Here is a 16,106-nt window from a genome sequence, read left to right on the forward strand (position 1 = left end):
GCCGCTCTTCGCCGTGCCCTCGCGCGCCGCGGCTGAAGCCGCGCCGCCGAGCGAGGCCGAGCTGCTGATGGAAGCGGTGAAGGCGCTGCACCCCGACGAGATGTCCCCGCGCGAGGCGCTCGATGCGCTCTATGCGTTGAAGGCCAAGCTGCCGAAGCAGTGATGGTGCCGTAGGGTGGGCAAAGGCGCGCAAGCGCCGTGCCCACGTCTTCGGAATGGTGGGCACGGCGCGCGAAGAGCGCGCCTTTGCCCACCCTACGATTCCAACTACGCCCTCGCCGCGATCGCGGCCGCCTCCGCGGCGGCGCGCTGCATGCTGGTCGACATCTCGTTCGTCACCGTGCTCTGCTCCTCGACCGCGGCGGCGGTCGATGTGACGTACTCGCTGACATTGTTGATCGCCTGCTTGATCGAGCCGAGCGCGCTGACGACGTCGCCGGAGATGCCGTTGAGGCTGCCGATCTCCTGGCCGATCTTGTCGGTGGCCTGCTTGGCCTGATTGGCGAGGCTCTTCACTTCGGAGGCGACCACGGCAAAGCCGCGGCCAGCTTCGCCGGCACGGGCGGATTCGATCGTGGCGTTCAGCGCCAGCAGGTTGATCTGGCCGGTAATGCTGTTGATCATCTCGACGATGCCACTCATCGATTGCGCCGCCTCGGTGAGGCGCTGAGCCTGAGCGTCGGCGGAAGCAACCTGCTCCACCGCGCTCATCGCGGTCTCGCGGGATTTGGTCATCGCCTCGGAGATCTCCCGCACTGACGCGTTCAGCTCCTCCGAGCCCGCGGCGACCGATTCCATCATGCCGCGCACGCGCTCGTTGCCCATGCGGACCAGCACCTGCCGCGTGGTGTCGGTGGCATATTTGACGACCTTGAACGGCTTGCCGTTGAGATCGAGGATCGGGTTGTAGGACGCCTGGATGTAGACCTCCTTGCCGCCCTTGCCGATGCGCTTGTATTCGGCCGCCTGGTATTGGCCGCGGTTGAGCGCGGCCCAGAACTCGCGATAGGCGGCGCCATCGCGCTCGCTGGGCTCGACGAACATGCTGTGATGCTTGCCCTTGATCTCGGCCAGCGAATAGCCGAGCGCGCCGAGGAAATTGGCATTCGCGGCGATGATCGTGCCGTCCATATTGAACTCGATCACGGCCTGCGCCTTGTCGATGGCCGCGATCTGACCGGCGAGATCGGCGTTCTTCAGCTTCTCCGCAGTCACGTCGGTCGCGAACTTGACGACGCCGTACGGCTTGCCCGTCTCGTCGAGCAGCGGATTGTAGGAAGCGAGAATCCACACCTCCTTGCCGCCCTTGCCGATACGCTTGAACTCGCCGGCCTGGTAGTCGCCGCGGTTGAGCGCAGCCCAGAATTCGCGATAGGCCGCGCCGTTGCGGTCGGCCTCGGCCACGAACAGGCTATGATGCTTGCCCTCGATCTCGGAAAACGAATAGCCTAGCGCCTTGCAGAAATTCTCGTTGGCAGTGACGATGGTGCCGTCGAGCCTGAACTCGATCACGGCCTGGGCGCGGCTGATGGCGGCGATCTTCGAAGCATCGGTCATGCTCCGCATCTTTTTCGCGGTGATGTCGGTCGCAATCTTGGCGACCATCACCGTCTTGCCATTGCCGTCGAGCACCGGATTGTAGGATGCTTCGATCCAGACTTCGCGGCCGCCCTTGCCGATCCGCTTGAACTCGCGCGCCTGACTCTCGCCACGGTTCAGTGCAGCCCAGAACGCCTTGTACTCCGCGCCGTCGCGCTGGTCGGCCGGCACGAACATGGAATGGTGCTTGCCCTGGATCTCGTCAAGCTGATAGCCGAGGGCGTCGAGAAAGTTCTTGTTGGCCGTGATAATCGTGCCATCCAGATTGAATTCGATCATGGCCTGGGAGCGGCCGATCGCATCAAGCCGTGCTTGGGCATCAATCTGGGACTTGCGACCGAACATCAAGGGATCTCCATCTCGAAATTACGTTGACAGCTGCAGGGGGAGCGACCGTCGCGGCGAAACAGCCGTACTCAAATTACAATTGCCGCGAGTCCCTGCACTCGGATGCAGCGCGGACGAGTTCGCGCCGACGACGGCGGAAGCGGGTACGCAGGATCATTCCTAAGGTAAAAGCTCGAACAAAGTTCTAATAGAAGTCTCGGAAAGCGGCGGGAGCTGAAACGACCTCGCCCCCCTCGCGATCAGTCCCGATCGGCGGCACCATTTGAAATGACGCATCTCATTCAATGGCTTGTGAGTATGCCGCGTGCCCTCGAGCATGAGATCGACGTGCCGGACGCGACTTATCGCGACGCGACGTCGCACTGATCCGTACTCTCACGGTCTGTGCGCCTTGTGCATCGCCCGCCGGCCGATCCCCCACAGCGTCAGATTCCAGCCGATGCAGGTGCCGAGCGCGAGACACAGACCGACGGCAGAGCCGAACGACACCACTGCAACGTGCAGAACAGCGATTGCCGTACCGAACCCGAGCAGCCCCCAGGCGGAGTTGGCGAGCACCGCGGCGGTCGGCGGGCCGCCGATACGCGGATGCAGGATCACCATGATGCTGGTGAACACGACAGGGTACAGCGCGATGATGCCGCTGATGCGGGGACCGACCCAGCCCGAGGTCGAGACCACGATCGCGACGAGGGTCGCGACCAATGCGGCCCGCATCGGCACGTCATACCAGCGGCGCGTCACCAGCGGCATCTTCACATGGCGATAGCCGGCCAGCAGCGGAATGCAGATGCCGAAGGCGATCAGATTCGCAGCCAGTCCGGCGGTGAGCGACCAGTCGAACCGTCGAATGATCGTAGCAAGCACGATCCAGACCGCGACCGCGCTTCCACCACTCACCAGAAGACTGTGCCGCTGCGCCAGCACGACATAAGTGAGGCACATGAAGATCGTTGCCGCGTTGATCGGAAGACTCGCCAGCGAGCCTTGCGCGATGAAGGCGGCGTCGTGATCGAGTGCGAGGAAGACGTAGGACGGGCCGGCCGAGATCGGCAAGGTCGCGACCAGCGCGCCGATCACCGGGCCGGCGCGTTCGGTGATGATCGACGCCGTCACGACGAACGCCGCGGAGATCGCCATGCGCAGGAGGAGGAAGAGGAGGAAGTGAAGGTCGAGGGACATTCTATCTGCCATTCCGGGCGCGCGAAGCGCGAGCCCGGAATCCATAACCACAGGCCGTAATGGGTGTAGGAGCTGGAACAACGGCCGTCTGAAATCACGACGGCCTGGGGTTATGGGTCCCGGGCTCGCGCCAAGCGGCGCGCCCGGGACGACACCGATTGTCGTGCTGCGCTTCTCGCCTCACATCCGCTGCATCGATACCGACACCTTCGGGCCGTTCTTGATGGTCTGATAGACCACGCAATAGCGCTCGGTCAGCTTGAGCAGGAGATCGAGCTTGTCCTGCGGCGCATCGGTGTCGACCTCGAAGCGCAGACGGATCTCGGCGAAGCCGACCGGCGTCTCCTTGTCGACGCCGAGCGTGCCGCGGAAATCGAGATCGCCCTCGGCATAGACGTTGCCGGTCTTCAAGGGCACCTCGATCGCGGTCGCAACCGATTTCAACGTGACACCGGCACAGGCGACCAATGCTTCGAGGAGCATGTCGCCGGAACAGAGCTCGAGGCCGGAGCCGCCGGTCGCCGGATGCAGGCCCGCCGTTGCGATGGCGCGGCCGGTCTCGACCTTGCAGGCGATGCCTTCGCCATCGGTGGAGCCCTTGGCCTTCAGCGTGATCAGCGCGGTCTTGGGGTCGGTCTTGTAGCGCTCCTTGATCGGAGCCTGCATCTGGCGCAGCTCTGCAGCGTCCATGTTCGTTCTCTCCCGGAATAATCGCCCTTCGATGTACCGGCTCGGAGAGAAATTGTCACCACCACATGGCCTGACCGGGACCCTGGGTTGCGTCACGGTCAGGCACGCTGCGGTCGAGCGAACGGTCGAGTGACGTCAGCACACTTCGCTTGAAATTCTCGAACAACGGCGAGTTGCGGTCGCGCGGCCGGCCGAGATTGATCTCGATCTGGTCGAACAGCCGCCCCGGTCGCGGCCGCATCACCAGCACGCGGTCGGCCAGCACCACGGCCTCGTCGACGTCATGCGTGACCAGGATGAGCGTCGGCCGCGTATCGGCCCAGAGGTCGAGCAGATGATCCTGAAGGTCGCGGCGGGTGAAGGCGTCGAGCGCGGAGAACGGCTCGTCGAGCAAGAGCACCTCCGGCTGCGGCACCAATGCGCGGGCGATCGCGACGCGCTGCGCCTGTCCGCCGGAGAGTTCGCGCGGCCAGGCCTGCGCCTTCTCGGCCAGCCCGACCCGCTCGAGCGCACGCGCCACCTTCTCGCGCCGCTCAGCCGCGGGCAGATCGGCAAGGCCAAAGCCGATATTCTCGGCGACGCTGAGCCAGGGCAAAAGCCTGGGCTCCTGGAAGATGATGCCGATCTTGGCATGGGGCGAACTGATCGCCTCATTGTCGAGCGTCACGGTGCCCGAGCTGGCGCGGTCGAGACCGGCGACGGCGCGGAGCAATGTCGACTTGCCGCAGCCGGAGCCGCCGATAATGGCGACGATCTCGCCTTGCCTGATCTCGGCGGAGAAGCGCGCCAGAGCCTGGACACCGTTGGGATAGGTCTTGCTGACCCGGTCGAGCGCCAGCATCGCCTTTAAGCTCCCTTCGCGCGGACGAAGGCATCCTGCCAGCGCAGGAACGGTGCGGCCGCGACCTCGATGAGCCAGTCGGTGAGCTTGCCGAGGATGGCGAAGATCACGATCGCGGCCAGGATCTGCGCGGGCTTGCCGAGCTGCTGGCCGTCGAGCAGGAGATAACCGAGACCTTCGGAGGCGCCGATCAGCTCGGCCGCCACGACGAACATCCAGCCGAGGCCGAGCCCGACGCGCAAGGACACGACATAGGCCGGCAACACGGCGGGCAACAGGATGCGGCGGATCATCGCCGGGCCGGACAGGCGGAAGGTGCGACCGACCTCCACGATCTTGCGGTCGACCGAAAGGATCGCGCCCATCACGCCGAGATAGACCGGGAAGAACACGCCGACCGCGATCAGCGCGACCTTCGAGGTCTCGAAGATGCCGAGCCAGAGGATGAACAGCGGCACCCAGGCGAGCGAGGGGATGGCGCGCAGCGCTTGCACGGTCGGATCGAGCAGCCGGCGGGCGAGCGACCAATAGCCGGAGATGGCTCCCAGCAACGTGCCTGCGACCACGCCGAACGCGAAGCCGAGCGCGACGCGCCACAGCGTCGCGGTAATGTGGCGGACCAGCTCGCCTGAATGGGCGAGTTCGGCGATGGTGGCAAAGATGCGCGAGGGCGGCGGCACCAGCCGGCCGTTGGACCAGCCGAGCCAGACCACGAGTTCCCAACCGAGCGCGAGCGTCAGCGGCAGCAATACCCCAAGCAGCGGCCGCGCATAGCGCAACAGCCGCGGAGGCGCGGCAACGCTTTCGGCCGGTTCGGAAGCTTGTTGCAGGACTGGCGCGTCGGAGATCATGGCCGGTAGGAAGCGCGTCTGATCAGGGATTGCAACACTACTATTGCCGCGCCTGAGCCTCCGTAGCCCGGATTTCGCTTCGCTCCATCCGGGCTACAAGACCAACCTCAATTCGTCGGCAGCGGAACCTGGTCGTCGATCAGGGTATCCAGCGTCGCCTTCACGTCGACTTTGGCATCGACGACGCCGGCCTGTTGCAGCGCGAGGCCGGCGGCGAGGATCGACTCGCGCTGGGGCGCGCCGATCCGGCTATGGGTGAGCTCGGTGCGCTCCTTGAGCTGCTTGTCGACGACAGCCTCAGGCAGCTTTGTGACGGCGATGAAGGTCTTTTTCAGCTCGTCGTAATTCGCCAGCGAATATTTGCGCGCCTCCTCGTACACCGCGAGCACGCGGCGGGCCGCATCCGGATGGTCCTTCAAAAACTGCTCGCGCACATTGAGGATGCCCCAGGTGTTCGCGTCGGCCTTGCGGTAGAACAACTTTGCGCCTTCCTCGACCTCGGCCTGCGCCATCATCGGATCGAGGCCGGCCCAGGCATCGACGTCACCGCGGATCAGCGCGGTCTTGCCGTCGGCGTGCTGGAGCAGCACCGGCGTGATGTCCTTCTCGGTCAGGCCGGCGCCAAGCAGCGCGCGCACCAGGAAGATGTGCGGATCGGTGCCGCGCGTCACCGCGACGCGCTTGCCTTTGAGATCGGCCACGCTAGCAATCTTGGAGTCCTTGCCCGTCACCAGCGCGGTCCACTCGGGACGCGAATAGACGTAGATCGACTTGATCGGGTTGCCGTTGATCTTCGCCACCAGCGCCGCCGAGCCCGCGGTCGAGCCGAAATCGATCGAGCCCGCATTGAGGAATTCGAGCGCCTTGTTGGACCCGGCCGACTGCACCCAGGTGACGGTGATACCGTCCTTGGCGAACTCCTTCTCGAGCAGCCCCTTCTGCTTCAGGACCATCGACACCGGATTGTAGGTCGCCCAGTCGATGCGGATTTCCTTGAGCGGATCCGCCGCCTTTGCCGCTTGGGTCATGGCGAGCGCAACCGCTCCCGCCAGCAGAATACGTCGTATCATCCCGGTCATGCCCAGCCTCCTCAAAAACCTCATTGTTTTTCAATGAGTTATATCTAGAAATCAACGAGAAAATCCGTCCCTTGAAGACCCGCCGGCCGAGAACAGATTTGTCCCAAGCCGCAGCTTTCCAGCATGGAACGACTATTGCCAGAGAATGGCGGGTGACAGCGCCTGTCACCTCTTATATCCGGTGAGGCATGGACAGCGTCGCGACTGAGCACAAGGCCGAGATGGACGATCGTTTCGACACGGCGCGGATCACCGCCGCGGTCGATGCGCTTGCCGAAAAGCATCAGGGACGCGAAGACGCGTTCCGCACCGCCATGGCACAATTGCTCAAGGCCGAGCTGATCGCCGCACGCGCCGCGGCACAGGAAATCCTTTTGAAGGACCGCCACGGCCGTCACTGCGCCGAGCGGCTGTGTCACGTCCAGGACGAGATCATCCGCATTCTGTATTCGGCGGCGACCCGGCATCTTTACCGCTCGCCGATCCCGAGCGGCGCCGAGCGCATGGCGGTGGTCGCGACCGGCGGCTATGGCCGCGGTCTGATGGCGCCCGAATCCGACATCGATCTCCTGTTCATCCTGCCCTACAAGCAGACCGCCTGGGGCGAGCAGGTCGCCGAAGCCATCCTCTATTGCCTCTGGGACATGGGGCTGAAGGTCGGTCACGCCACGCGTTCGGTCGACGAATCGATCCGGCAGGCGCGCGGCGACATGACCATCCGCACCGCGATCCTGGAGACGCGCTTCCTCACCGGCGACAAGCCACTCTATGACGAGCTGGTCGCGCGCTTCGACAAGGAGGTGGTCCAGGGCACCGCATCGGAATTCGTCACCGCAAAGCTCGCCGAGCGCGAGGAGCGGCATCGCCGCGGCGGCCAGTCGCGCTACCTGGTCGAACCCAACGTCAAGGATGGCAAGGGGGCCTTGCGCGACCTGCACACGCTGTTCTGGATTGCCAAATATGTCTACCGCGTGCGCGACACCAGCGAGCTGGTCGAACGCGGCGTGTTCGACGCGCAGGAATATCGCAGCTTCCGCCGCTGCGCCGATTTCCTCTGGTCGGTGCGCTGCAATCTGCACTTTTACTCCGGCCGCGCCGAAGAGCGCCTCTCCTTCGACCTCCAGCGCGAGATCGCGGTCCGGCTCGGCTACACCTCGCATCCCGGCATGCAGGACGTCGAGCGCTTCATGAAGCACTACTTCCTGGTCGCCAAGGAGGTCGGCAACCTCACCGCCATCCTCTGCGCCAAGCTCGAGGACCAGCAGGCCAAGCCCGCGCCGGTGCTGAGCCGGATGATGGCGCGGCTGCGGCCGACCGCGGTGAAGCGGCGCGTCCCCGACAGCGACGACTTCATCGTCGACAACAACCGCATCAACGTTGCAGCGCCCGACGTGTTCAAGCACGATCCGGTCAATCTGATCCGCATCTTCCGCCTGGCGCAGAAGAACAACCTCGCCTTCCACCCGGATGCGATGCGCGACGTGACGCGGTCGCTTGGCCTGATCAACGCGCAGCTTCGCGAAAATCCCGAGGCCAACCGGCTGTTCATGGAGATCCTGACCTCGGACAACGCCGAGATCGTGCTGCGGCGGATGAACGAGACCGGCGTGCTCGGCCAGTTCATCCGCGCCTTCGGCAAGATCGTCTCGATGATGCAGTTCAACATGTATCATCACTACACGGTCGACGAGCATCTGATCCGCTGCATCGGCTTCCTGCAGGACATCGAGCGTGGCGGCGTCGAGGAATTCGCGCTCGCCAGCGACCTCATGCGCAAGTCCCGGCCCGAGCACCGCGCGGTGATCTATATCGCGACGCTGCTGCATGACGTCGCCAAGGGCCGGCCGGAAGATCACTCGATCGCCGGCGCCAAGGTGGCGCGCCGGCTCTGCCCGCGGCTCGGCTTCAGCCCGGCCGACACCGAGCTCATCGCCTGGCTGATCGAGGAGCACCTGACGATGTCCACGGTCGCGCAGTCGCGCGACCTCTCGGATCGCAAGACCATCGAGAATTTCGCCGCCGTGGTGCAGTCGGTCGAACAGATGAAGCTGCTGACCATCCTGACCACGGCCGACATCCGCGGCGTCGGTCCCGGCGTGTGGAACGGCTGGAAGGCGCAGCTGCTACGCTCACTCTACTACGAGACCGAGCCGGTGCTGACCGGCGGCTTCTCGGAGGTCGATCGCGGCAAGCGTCTCGCCGCGGCCTATGCCGAATTCCGCATGGCCTTCGCCGAATGGCCGGAGGACGAGCTCGATGCCTATATCGGCCGGCACTATCCGGCCTATTGGCTCAAGGTCGAGCTGCCACGCAAGATCCGTCACGCCCGCTTCGTCCGCTCCAGCGAGCAGGCCGGCCACAAGCTCGCGATCAATGTCGGCTTCGACGAGGTGCGCGGCGTCACCGAGCTGACGATCTTCGCGGCCGACCATCCCTGGCTGCTGTCGATCATCGCCGGCGCGTGCGCCTCGGCCGGCGCCAACATCGTCGACGCCCAGATCTACACCACGACCGACGGCCGCGCGCTCGACACGATCTCGATCTCCCGGGAGTACGACCGCGACGAGGACGAGGGCCGCCGCGCCACGCGCATCGGCGAGATGATCGAGGACGTACTCGAAGGCAAGTTGCGCCTGCCCGAAGTGGTGGCGCGGCGCACCGTGCGCAGCAAGGCGCGGCCCTTCGTGATCGAGCCGGAAGTGACCATCAACAACCAATGGTCCGACCGCTACACGGTGATCGAGGTCTCCGGCCTTGATCGCCCCGGCCTGCTCTACGAGCTGACCACCGCAATCTCGAAGCTCAATCTCAACATTGCGTCAGCCCATGTTGCGACCTTCGGCGAGCGCGCGCGTGACGTTTTCTACGTCACCGACCTCCTGGGTGCACAGATCAGCGCGCCGACCCGGCAGGCTGCGATCAAGAGCGCGCTGACCCATGTGATGGCCGGCGACAAGGCGGTTGCCGCGCCGGCGGCGTGATCTCGTGCCGTCATTCCGGGCTCGCCGATGCGCGGCATCCCGGATTGATGAGGGGAGAGATCGAGGCGCCAATCATCGCACCGACTTTTGCTCAGAGAATCGTAGCGTGTTCACCAGTGCAGACAGCGCGGCTGGTTGATGCTGACGACTCGGATAATACATGAAGAAGCCCGGAATCGGCGGCGTCCAGTCCTCCAGCACCCTGACAAGGCGGCGTTGCGCAACATATCCGGCGACCTGCTCTTCATAGGCGATCCCGATACCGACTCCAGCGAGCGCCGCCTGAATCACCAGGTGAGTATCGTCAATGATGAGCGGGCCGTTCACGTTGATCGTGACCGACTTTCGTCCCTGCTCGAACTCCCACCGATAAGGACCACCCGCAAGACGCAGGGTGATGCACCGATGTTCGCTGAGGTCCTTTGGCTTTTCGGGGATGCGTCGTGATGCGAAATAGCGTGGCGACCCTACGACCGCCAATCGCAGCTCGGGCGTGATACGAACCGCGATCATGTCCTTTTGAATGTACTCGCCAAGCTGAATACCGGCATCGAACTCGCCTGCAACAAGGTCCACAGGTCCGGTGACGGTGACAACGTCCAGAACGATGTCAGGGTAGGTCTCGGCGAAGGCTCTGAGGCGCGGCAGCAATACCATCACGGCAGCGGATCGTGACATGACAATTCGAAGGCGACCTTCGGGTCTGCGCCGAACGCTTTGGGCTTTGTCGATGGCATGACGAATTTGCTCAAGTGCCGGCGACAATTCTTCCAAAAGAGCTGCCCCCGCAGCGGTTGGCGCAACGCTCTTGGTTGTTCGAGCGAGCAGCTTCAGCTCGAGCCGCTGCTCAAGCCTCCGGATGGTGTGGCTCAACGCGGACTGAGATACACCCAGCTTTATCGCAGCGCGTGTAAAGCTTCGCTCATTGGCTACGACTGCAAACGCAGCGAGCTCGTTCATTTCGTTTGTCATCATTCATGAATATCACTCACGAGCCCATGCCATGCAAGTCGTCTAGTTTCATAAATCAGTTTGCCTTAGATCTTTGCGCGAGCAAGGAGATGACCTGCAGTAACGTCCCGAACGTGAGGCGGGGTCGAGGCTCGGCACAGTTGGCCGAGCCGCTTTAATGGGTTCGGTGTAAACAGCTTTGAGGATAACGATGGACACGGACGCTTCCGCCTTGCGCTCCCTCGCGCAGACCTATTTCGATGCCGCCTATGAAATGGATGCTGAGAAGTTTGCATCCATATTCCATTCCTTGAGTTCCGTGACCAAGGTCGCCGAAGACGGCAACGTCGGCGTGACGCCGATTGCAACCTGGCTAGGAGCGGTCCGCAGCATGAAAGCTCCGAAGCAACAGGGCTTCGAGCGGGATGATCAGATCCTGTCAATCGATATTGAAGGCGAGCTCGCGCTCTTGAAAGTGAAATTGCACATTCCGCCGCGTTGCTTCACGGACCTTTTGTCATGCCTGAAGGTGAGCGGGACCTGGAAGATCGTGCAGAAAGTGATGACGTCGAAAATCTGATGGATTCGGCTACAGCAGGGGCAGCAGCCGAAGATTCGCTCGACGACCCATCGCTGGGGCAAGACCTTGAAGCAGGCTCCTTGTCGCTCACACCTCCTCAAACAGGCTTTCGAACCTCCACCCCCTCGTGCCGCAGCAGCCAGCGCTTGCGCTCCAGGCCGCCGCCGTATTTCACCAGCGAACCATCGGCGCCGATCAGCCGATGGCATGGCAGCACCACGCTGATCGGGTTGGAGCCGTTGGCGTGGCCGACGGCACGAATGGCTTTTGGCGTGTCGATCTTTGCGGCGAGCGCGCCATAGCTCATGGTGGTGCCCGCAGGGATTTGCGCGAGCGCAGTCCAGACCTTCCGCTGGAACGGCGTGCCCGCGATGCGCCATCCGATGCTCGAGAGCTGACCGAGATCGCCTTCGAAATAGCCCGACAGCGCCGTCCGCATGGTCGCGGGCGCAGGCTGGTCGCTCAGATCGACTGCGCCATAGTGCAGGCGCAGGAGCTCACGCATGCGGTGCTCGTAGTCTGCCCAGTCGAGCGCGCGCAGCGCACCCTCGGCATCGGTGACGAGCAAGGCGATTCCGATCGGCGTCGTCAGGCGATCGAGGCCGAAGCGAATAGAGAGTTTGGTTGGTCGGCTGGCCATTACGGCACCATTACATCGAAACACGCCATCGCACTTGCCATGCCGGCCATGCTAACGTCCACCCGAAAGCTGACGCTTCGGGGGGAGCTGACTTTGATCCTGATCGCCAATGTCCTGGTGGCGCTGGTCGCCGCGCTGCACGTCTTCTTCCTGATCCTGGAGATGTTCCTCTGGGACAAGCCGCAGGGGCTGAAGGTGTTTCGCAACACGCCGGAGAAGGCCGAGATCACGAAAGTGCTGGCTGCCAATCAAGGGCTCTATAACGGCTTCCTCGCCGCGGGCCTGATCTGGGGTCTCCTCCACGGCAACCCGGCCTTCGCGTTCCAGATCAAGGCGTTCTTCCTGCTTTGCGTGATCGTGGCCGGCGCCTATGGCGCCGCGACCGTCAGCAGCCGCATCCTGATGGTCCAGGCGCTGCCGGCGGCGGTCGCGCTGGCTGCCTTGTTCCTCGCCTAGCCCTCGACCTGAGACGCTACGGCGCAGCGTTGCGATCCTTGCGCGGCGGCGAACCTTCCTCCACAATCTTCGGCAGCGATGGCGACCGTTGCAATCAACGGAAAAAGACCGTCGGCCGAAAATTCCGTCAGGAGGAACAACCCACATGAGCAATCGCAGAGCCTTCATAGCTGCCACGGCGGCGCTCGCCTTCGCGTTCTCCGCGAACCAAGCCTTCGTAAGCCAAGCCCTCGCCCAGAAGAAATACGACACCGGGGCGAGCGACACCGAGATCAAGATCGGCCAGACCGTGCCGTTCTCCGGCGCCTACTCCGTCTACGCCAATATCGGCAAGACCCAGGCCGCCTACTTCAAGATGATCAACGATCAGGGCGGCATCAACGGCCGCAAGATCAATCTGATCCAATATGACGACGCTTATTCGCCGCCGAAGACGGTGGAGCAGGTGCGCAAGCTCGTCGAAGGCGACGAGGTGTTGTTCACCTTCCAGATCATCGGCACGGCCGCCAACGCCGCCGTGCAGAAATATCTCAACGGCAAGAAGATCCCCCAGCTGCTGGCGTCCACCGGCGCGGCGCGCTTCAACGATCCGCAAAACTATCCATGGACCATCGCCTATAATCCCAACTACGTGTCCGAGGGACGGATCTACGCCAAATACATTCTCAAGGAGCATCCGAATGCCAAGATCGGCGTGCTCTACCAGAATGACGACATGGGCCGCGACTATCTCGCCGGCCTCAAGAGCGGCCTCGGCGACAAGGCCGCCAGCATGATCGTCGGCGAGGTGTCCTACGAGGTTACCGATCCGACCGTGGACTCGCAGGTGGTCAAGCTGAAATCGCTGGGCGCGGATCTCTTCTACGATGCCTCGACGCCGAAGTTCGCGGCGCAAGCCATCAAGAAGGTGGCCGAGCTCAACTGGAACCCGGTGCACATCCTCGACATCAATGCGAGCCCGATCTCGGCGACGCTGAAGCCGGCCGGCCTCGACATCTCCAAGGGCATCATCTCGACCCAATACGGCAAGGAGCCGAGCGATCCGCAGTGGAAGGACGATCCGGGCGTGAAAGCGTTCTTCGCCTTCATGGACAAGTATTTCCCCGAAGGCGACAAGCTCAACACGGTCAACACCTATGCTTATTCGGTCGCCGAGCTGCTGACGCAGGTGCTGAAGCAGTGCGGCGACGACCTGTCGCGTGAGAACGTGATGAAGCAGGTCGCCAACATCAAGGACTTCACCCCGAGCTTTGCGCTGCCCGGCATCAAGATCAACACCGGGCCGAACGACTATCGCGTCAACAAGCAGATGCAGATGATGCGGTTCAACGGTGAACGCTGGGAGCTGTTCGGACCGATCATCGAGGACAACGGCCCAGCGGGTTAGCTCGAGGGCGGATCTCGTAGGGTGGGTTAGCCCCGCGGATTGCGCGAAGCGCAAACCGCGAGGCGTAACCCACCTCTTCGGCCTCCGCGGCGACAGACGTGGTGGGTTACGCCTTCGGCTAACCCACCCTACGAACTGCGGGTTTCACCCGCCTTGCGTTGCAGCAGAGCGTCCGCCGCACTGCGGCCCAGCGATGACGCCCGCTTGCCGCCACGGCAACGGAAAGATCATCGAGATAACAAACCGAGGAAATTGCGAATGAGGAACGGATTATTGCATCTGGTCGCTGGTACGGCACTCGCTTTGGCGCTGTCGGTCTCGGCGACCAATGCCCAGAAGAAATATGATCCCGGCGCGTCGGACACCGAGATCAAGGTCGGCCAGACCATGCCGTTCTCGGGACCGGCGTCGGCCTATTCGTCGATCGGCAAAACCCAGGCCGCCTATTTCAAGATGATCAACGACCAGGGCGGCATCAACGGCCGCAAGATCAACCTGATCCAGTATGACGACGCCTATTCGCCGCCGAAGGCCGTGGAGCAGATCCGCAAGCTGGTCGAGAGCGACGAGGTGCTGCTGACCTTCCAGATCATCGGCACGCCCGTGAACGCGGCCGTGCAGAAATATCTCAATTCCAAGAAGGTGCCGCAGCTGTTCGCAGCAACGGGCGCCTCGCGCTTCACCGATCCGAAGAACTATCCTTGGACGATGGGCTTCAATCCGAACTACTTCGTCGAGGGCCGCATCTACGGACAGTACATCCTGAAGGAGCATCCGAACGCCAAGATCGGCGTGCTCTATCAGAACGACGACCTCGGCAAGGACTATCTGAACGGCATCAAGGCCGGCCTCGGCGACAAGGCCGCCAAGATGATCGTGACCGAAGCGTCCTACGAAGTGTCCGATCCGACCGTCGATTCGCAGGTCCTCAAGATCAAGGACGCCGGCGCCGATCTGTTCTTCAGCGCCACCACGCCGAAGCAGGCCGCGCAGGCGATCAAGAAGATCGCCGAGATGGGCTGGCATCCGGTGCAGATCGTCGACATCAACGCCACCTCGGTCGGCGCGGTGCTGAAGCCGGCCGGCCTCGACGCCGCCAAGGGCCTGATCAGCGTCAATTACGGCAAGGAACCGCTCGATCCGACCTGGAAGGACGATGCCGGCCTGAAGAGGTATTTCGACTTCATGGCCAAGTATTATCCGGATGGCGACAAGGACTCGAACTTCAACACTTACGGCTACAGCACGGCGCAGCTGCTGGTCCATGTGCTGAAGCAGTGCGGTGACGATCTGACGCGCGAGAACGTCATGAAGCAGGCGGCGTCGCTGAAGGACGTCGTCAGCGATACCGCGCTGCCCGGCATCAAGGCCAACACCTCGCCAACCGACTATCGCGTCAACAAGCAGCTCCAGATGATGAAGTTCAACGGCGAGCGCTGGGAGCTGTTCGGCCCGATCCTGGAAGACGCGGGCCCGGCAGGTTAGTGGTTGCCTGGTTCTGAAATGCGATCGGCGGCCTTCGGGCCGCCGATTTTGTGTTCGCGACTCAAATCCCTCACCGTCACCCTGAGGTGGCCGCCTCTTCGGCGGCCCTCGAAGGGCGACGGCCCGGCTGGTCGCAGCGCGGAAGCATCGAGGCGGCCGTGCATCCTTCGAGGCTCCCGGCGCGACGCATTGCATCGCGCCGCTCGCACCTCAGGATGACGGGGAGAGAGCAACGCGCCCTACGCCGGTATCTCTCCAAAATTCTTCCCGACCGGCAGCACCGCGTGCCGGATCAGCCGTGAGTCCTCCACCGCGGCCTGGCGGTGCTTGACGGCTTCGCGATAGACGGGATCGCGGATCATCTCGACGAAGGCTGAGACGCTTGGATATTCGGCGATGAAGCAATGGTCCCAGCGTTCGTCCTGCGGACCGATCAACATCAGCTCGAACCTGCCCTGCCAGACGATCCGGCCGCCAAGGCGTTCGAACACCGGCCCGCTCTCGCGGCCATAGGCTGCGTAGGCCTCCGCGCCGCTCGCCTTGCGTCCGTCCGGATAGGCCGCTTCTTTGCGCAGGCGCACCAGGTTGAGCATGTGGATCGGGCCGGGACGGTCATTGTCCCGGAATTGTGCGAAGATCTCCTTGGTCGGATCGATATGGCCCATGCGTGTTTCCCTGTTGTTTTGTGCCCGCAATCCTAGCGCCGTCGCCTCATCAGCGGAACTGCGGCGGGCGAATGCCCCATCTCCTAATCACGCGTTAACGTCGGGGTAACCGGGCCTTAAACTGCGACCGCTAGCGTGCGGCGGGGCGGGCTGACCGGGCGTTTTGCGTATGGGGTTGGGAAAGAAAAAGGGTGGGCGGAAGGAGCCGCTGTTCGGCTTGCCCGCGGCGCTCGCCGATCTGCGCCTGACCGCGGCGGATCGCATTCCCGGCGGCGACGACAAGCCGAAGAAATCGACGAAATCATCCGCCAAGCGCAAGAGCGAGGATGCCGGCGACGAGCCGCCGCGCGAGCGCAAGACGTCGGCCAGCC

General features: G+C 63.3%; 15 protein-coding genes. 6 read left to right on the plus strand and 9 right to left on the minus strand.

The annotated features are described in order from the left end of the window. Positions 1–267 precede the first annotated feature (267 nt). The 6 genes from MOV74_RS13765 to MOV74_RS13790 all read right to left on the minus strand — a co-directional run bounded on the left by MOV74_RS13765 (position 268) and on the right by MOV74_RS13790 (position 6,590). Positions 268–1,944 carry a PAS domain-containing methyl-accepting chemotaxis protein gene (locus tag MOV74_RS13765; RefSeq protein ID WP_246922656.1) on the minus strand — a complete coding sequence of 559 codons (1,677 nt, stop codon included), beginning with the start codon at positions 1,942–1,944 and terminating at the stop codon, positions 268–270. A gap of 378 nt (positions 1,945–2,322) precedes the next feature. Continuing rightward, entirely contained in the window at positions 2,323–3,129 is an 807-nt protein-coding gene (locus MOV74_RS13770; RefSeq protein ID WP_246922658.1) for a hypothetical protein, read from the minus strand. 180 nt (positions 3,130–3,309) lie between these two features. Next, positions 3,310–3,819, minus strand: coding sequence for an OsmC family protein (locus tag MOV74_RS13775; protein ID WP_246922660.1), 510 nt, complete (start codon positions 3,817–3,819; stop codon positions 3,310–3,312). Positions 3,820–3,874: 55 nt separating this feature from the next. Next, a complete protein-coding gene (locus MOV74_RS13780; protein WP_246922662.1) occupies positions 3,875–4,660 on the minus strand; it encodes an ABC transporter ATP-binding protein in 786 nt (261 codons plus the stop codon). Between the two features lie 5 nt (positions 4,661–4,665). Then, positions 4,666–5,511 carry an ABC transporter permease gene (locus MOV74_RS13785; RefSeq protein WP_246922664.1) on the minus strand — a complete coding sequence of 282 codons (846 nt, stop codon included), beginning with the start codon at positions 5,509–5,511 and terminating at the stop codon, positions 4,666–4,668. A 107-nt stretch (positions 5,512–5,618) separates the two neighbouring features. Continuing rightward, positions 5,619–6,590 carry an aliphatic sulfonate ABC transporter substrate-binding protein gene (locus MOV74_RS13790; protein ID WP_246922667.1) on the minus strand — a complete coding sequence of 324 codons (972 nt, stop codon included), beginning with the start codon at positions 6,588–6,590 and terminating at the stop codon, positions 5,619–5,621. A 188-nt stretch (positions 6,591–6,778) separates the two neighbouring features. Between MOV74_RS13790 and MOV74_RS13795 the strand changes: the two genes are divergently transcribed. Continuing rightward, a complete protein-coding gene (locus MOV74_RS13795) occupies positions 6,779–9,571 on the plus strand; it encodes a [protein-PII] uridylyltransferase (RefSeq protein WP_246922671.1) in 2,793 nt (930 codons plus the stop codon). 72 nt (positions 9,572–9,643) lie between these two features. On the opposite strand, the gene MOV74_RS13800 is transcribed toward MOV74_RS13795, so the two are convergent. Next, on the minus strand, positions 9,644–10,531 hold the full coding sequence (locus MOV74_RS13800; protein ID WP_246922674.1) for a LysR family transcriptional regulator: 888 nt from the start codon (positions 10,529–10,531) through the stop codon (positions 9,644–9,646). A 202-nt stretch (positions 10,532–10,733) separates the two neighbouring features. Here MOV74_RS13800 and MOV74_RS13805 point away from each other — a divergent pair, with 202 nt between their 5' ends. Further along, complete coding sequence (locus MOV74_RS13805; RefSeq protein ID WP_246922677.1) at positions 10,734–11,102, plus strand: nuclear transport factor 2 family protein; 369 nt, start codon at positions 10,734–10,736, stop codon at positions 11,100–11,102. Between the two features lie 97 nt (positions 11,103–11,199). Here MOV74_RS13805 and MOV74_RS13810 read toward each other — a convergent pair whose 3' ends face one another. Further along, a complete protein-coding gene (locus MOV74_RS13810) occupies positions 11,200–11,742 on the minus strand; it encodes a methylated-DNA--[protein]-cysteine S-methyltransferase (RefSeq protein WP_246922679.1) in 543 nt (180 codons plus the stop codon). Positions 11,743–11,841: 99 nt separating this feature from the next. On the opposite strand from MOV74_RS13810, the gene MOV74_RS13815 reads away from it, so the two are divergent. The 3 genes from MOV74_RS13815 (at position 11,842) to MOV74_RS13825 (ending at position 15,070) form a co-directional block, all read left to right on the plus strand. Then, positions 11,842–12,198 (plus strand): DUF1304 domain-containing protein, encoded by a 357-nt coding sequence (locus MOV74_RS13815; protein WP_404979140.1) that lies wholly within the window; start codon positions 11,842–11,844, stop codon positions 12,196–12,198. 145 nt (positions 12,199–12,343) lie between these two features. Beyond that, entirely contained in the window at positions 12,344–13,585 is a 1,242-nt protein-coding gene (locus MOV74_RS13820; protein WP_246922683.1) for an ABC transporter substrate-binding protein, read from the plus strand. A gap of 258 nt (positions 13,586–13,843) precedes the next feature. Next, positions 13,844–15,070 carry an ABC transporter substrate-binding protein gene (locus MOV74_RS13825; protein WP_246922685.1) on the plus strand — a complete coding sequence of 409 codons (1,227 nt, stop codon included), beginning with the start codon at positions 13,844–13,846 and terminating at the stop codon, positions 15,068–15,070. Positions 15,071–15,309: 239 nt separating this feature from the next. Here the strand turns inward: MOV74_RS13825 and MOV74_RS13830 are convergent, their stop codons facing one another. Then, entirely contained in the window at positions 15,310–15,735 is a 426-nt protein-coding gene (locus MOV74_RS13830) for a DUF1330 domain-containing protein (protein WP_246922690.1), read from the minus strand. 169 nt (positions 15,736–15,904) lie between these two features. Here MOV74_RS13830 and MOV74_RS13835 point away from each other — a divergent pair. Continuing rightward, positions 15,905–16,106: hypothetical protein (locus tag MOV74_RS13835; protein WP_246922693.1), on the plus strand; the 202-nt coding region annotated here is incomplete at its 3' end.

It is taken from the genome of Bradyrhizobium sp. SHOUNA76, assembly GCF_023006445.1.
Lineage (GTDB): Bacteria > Pseudomonadota > Alphaproteobacteria > Rhizobiales > Xanthobacteraceae > Bradyrhizobium.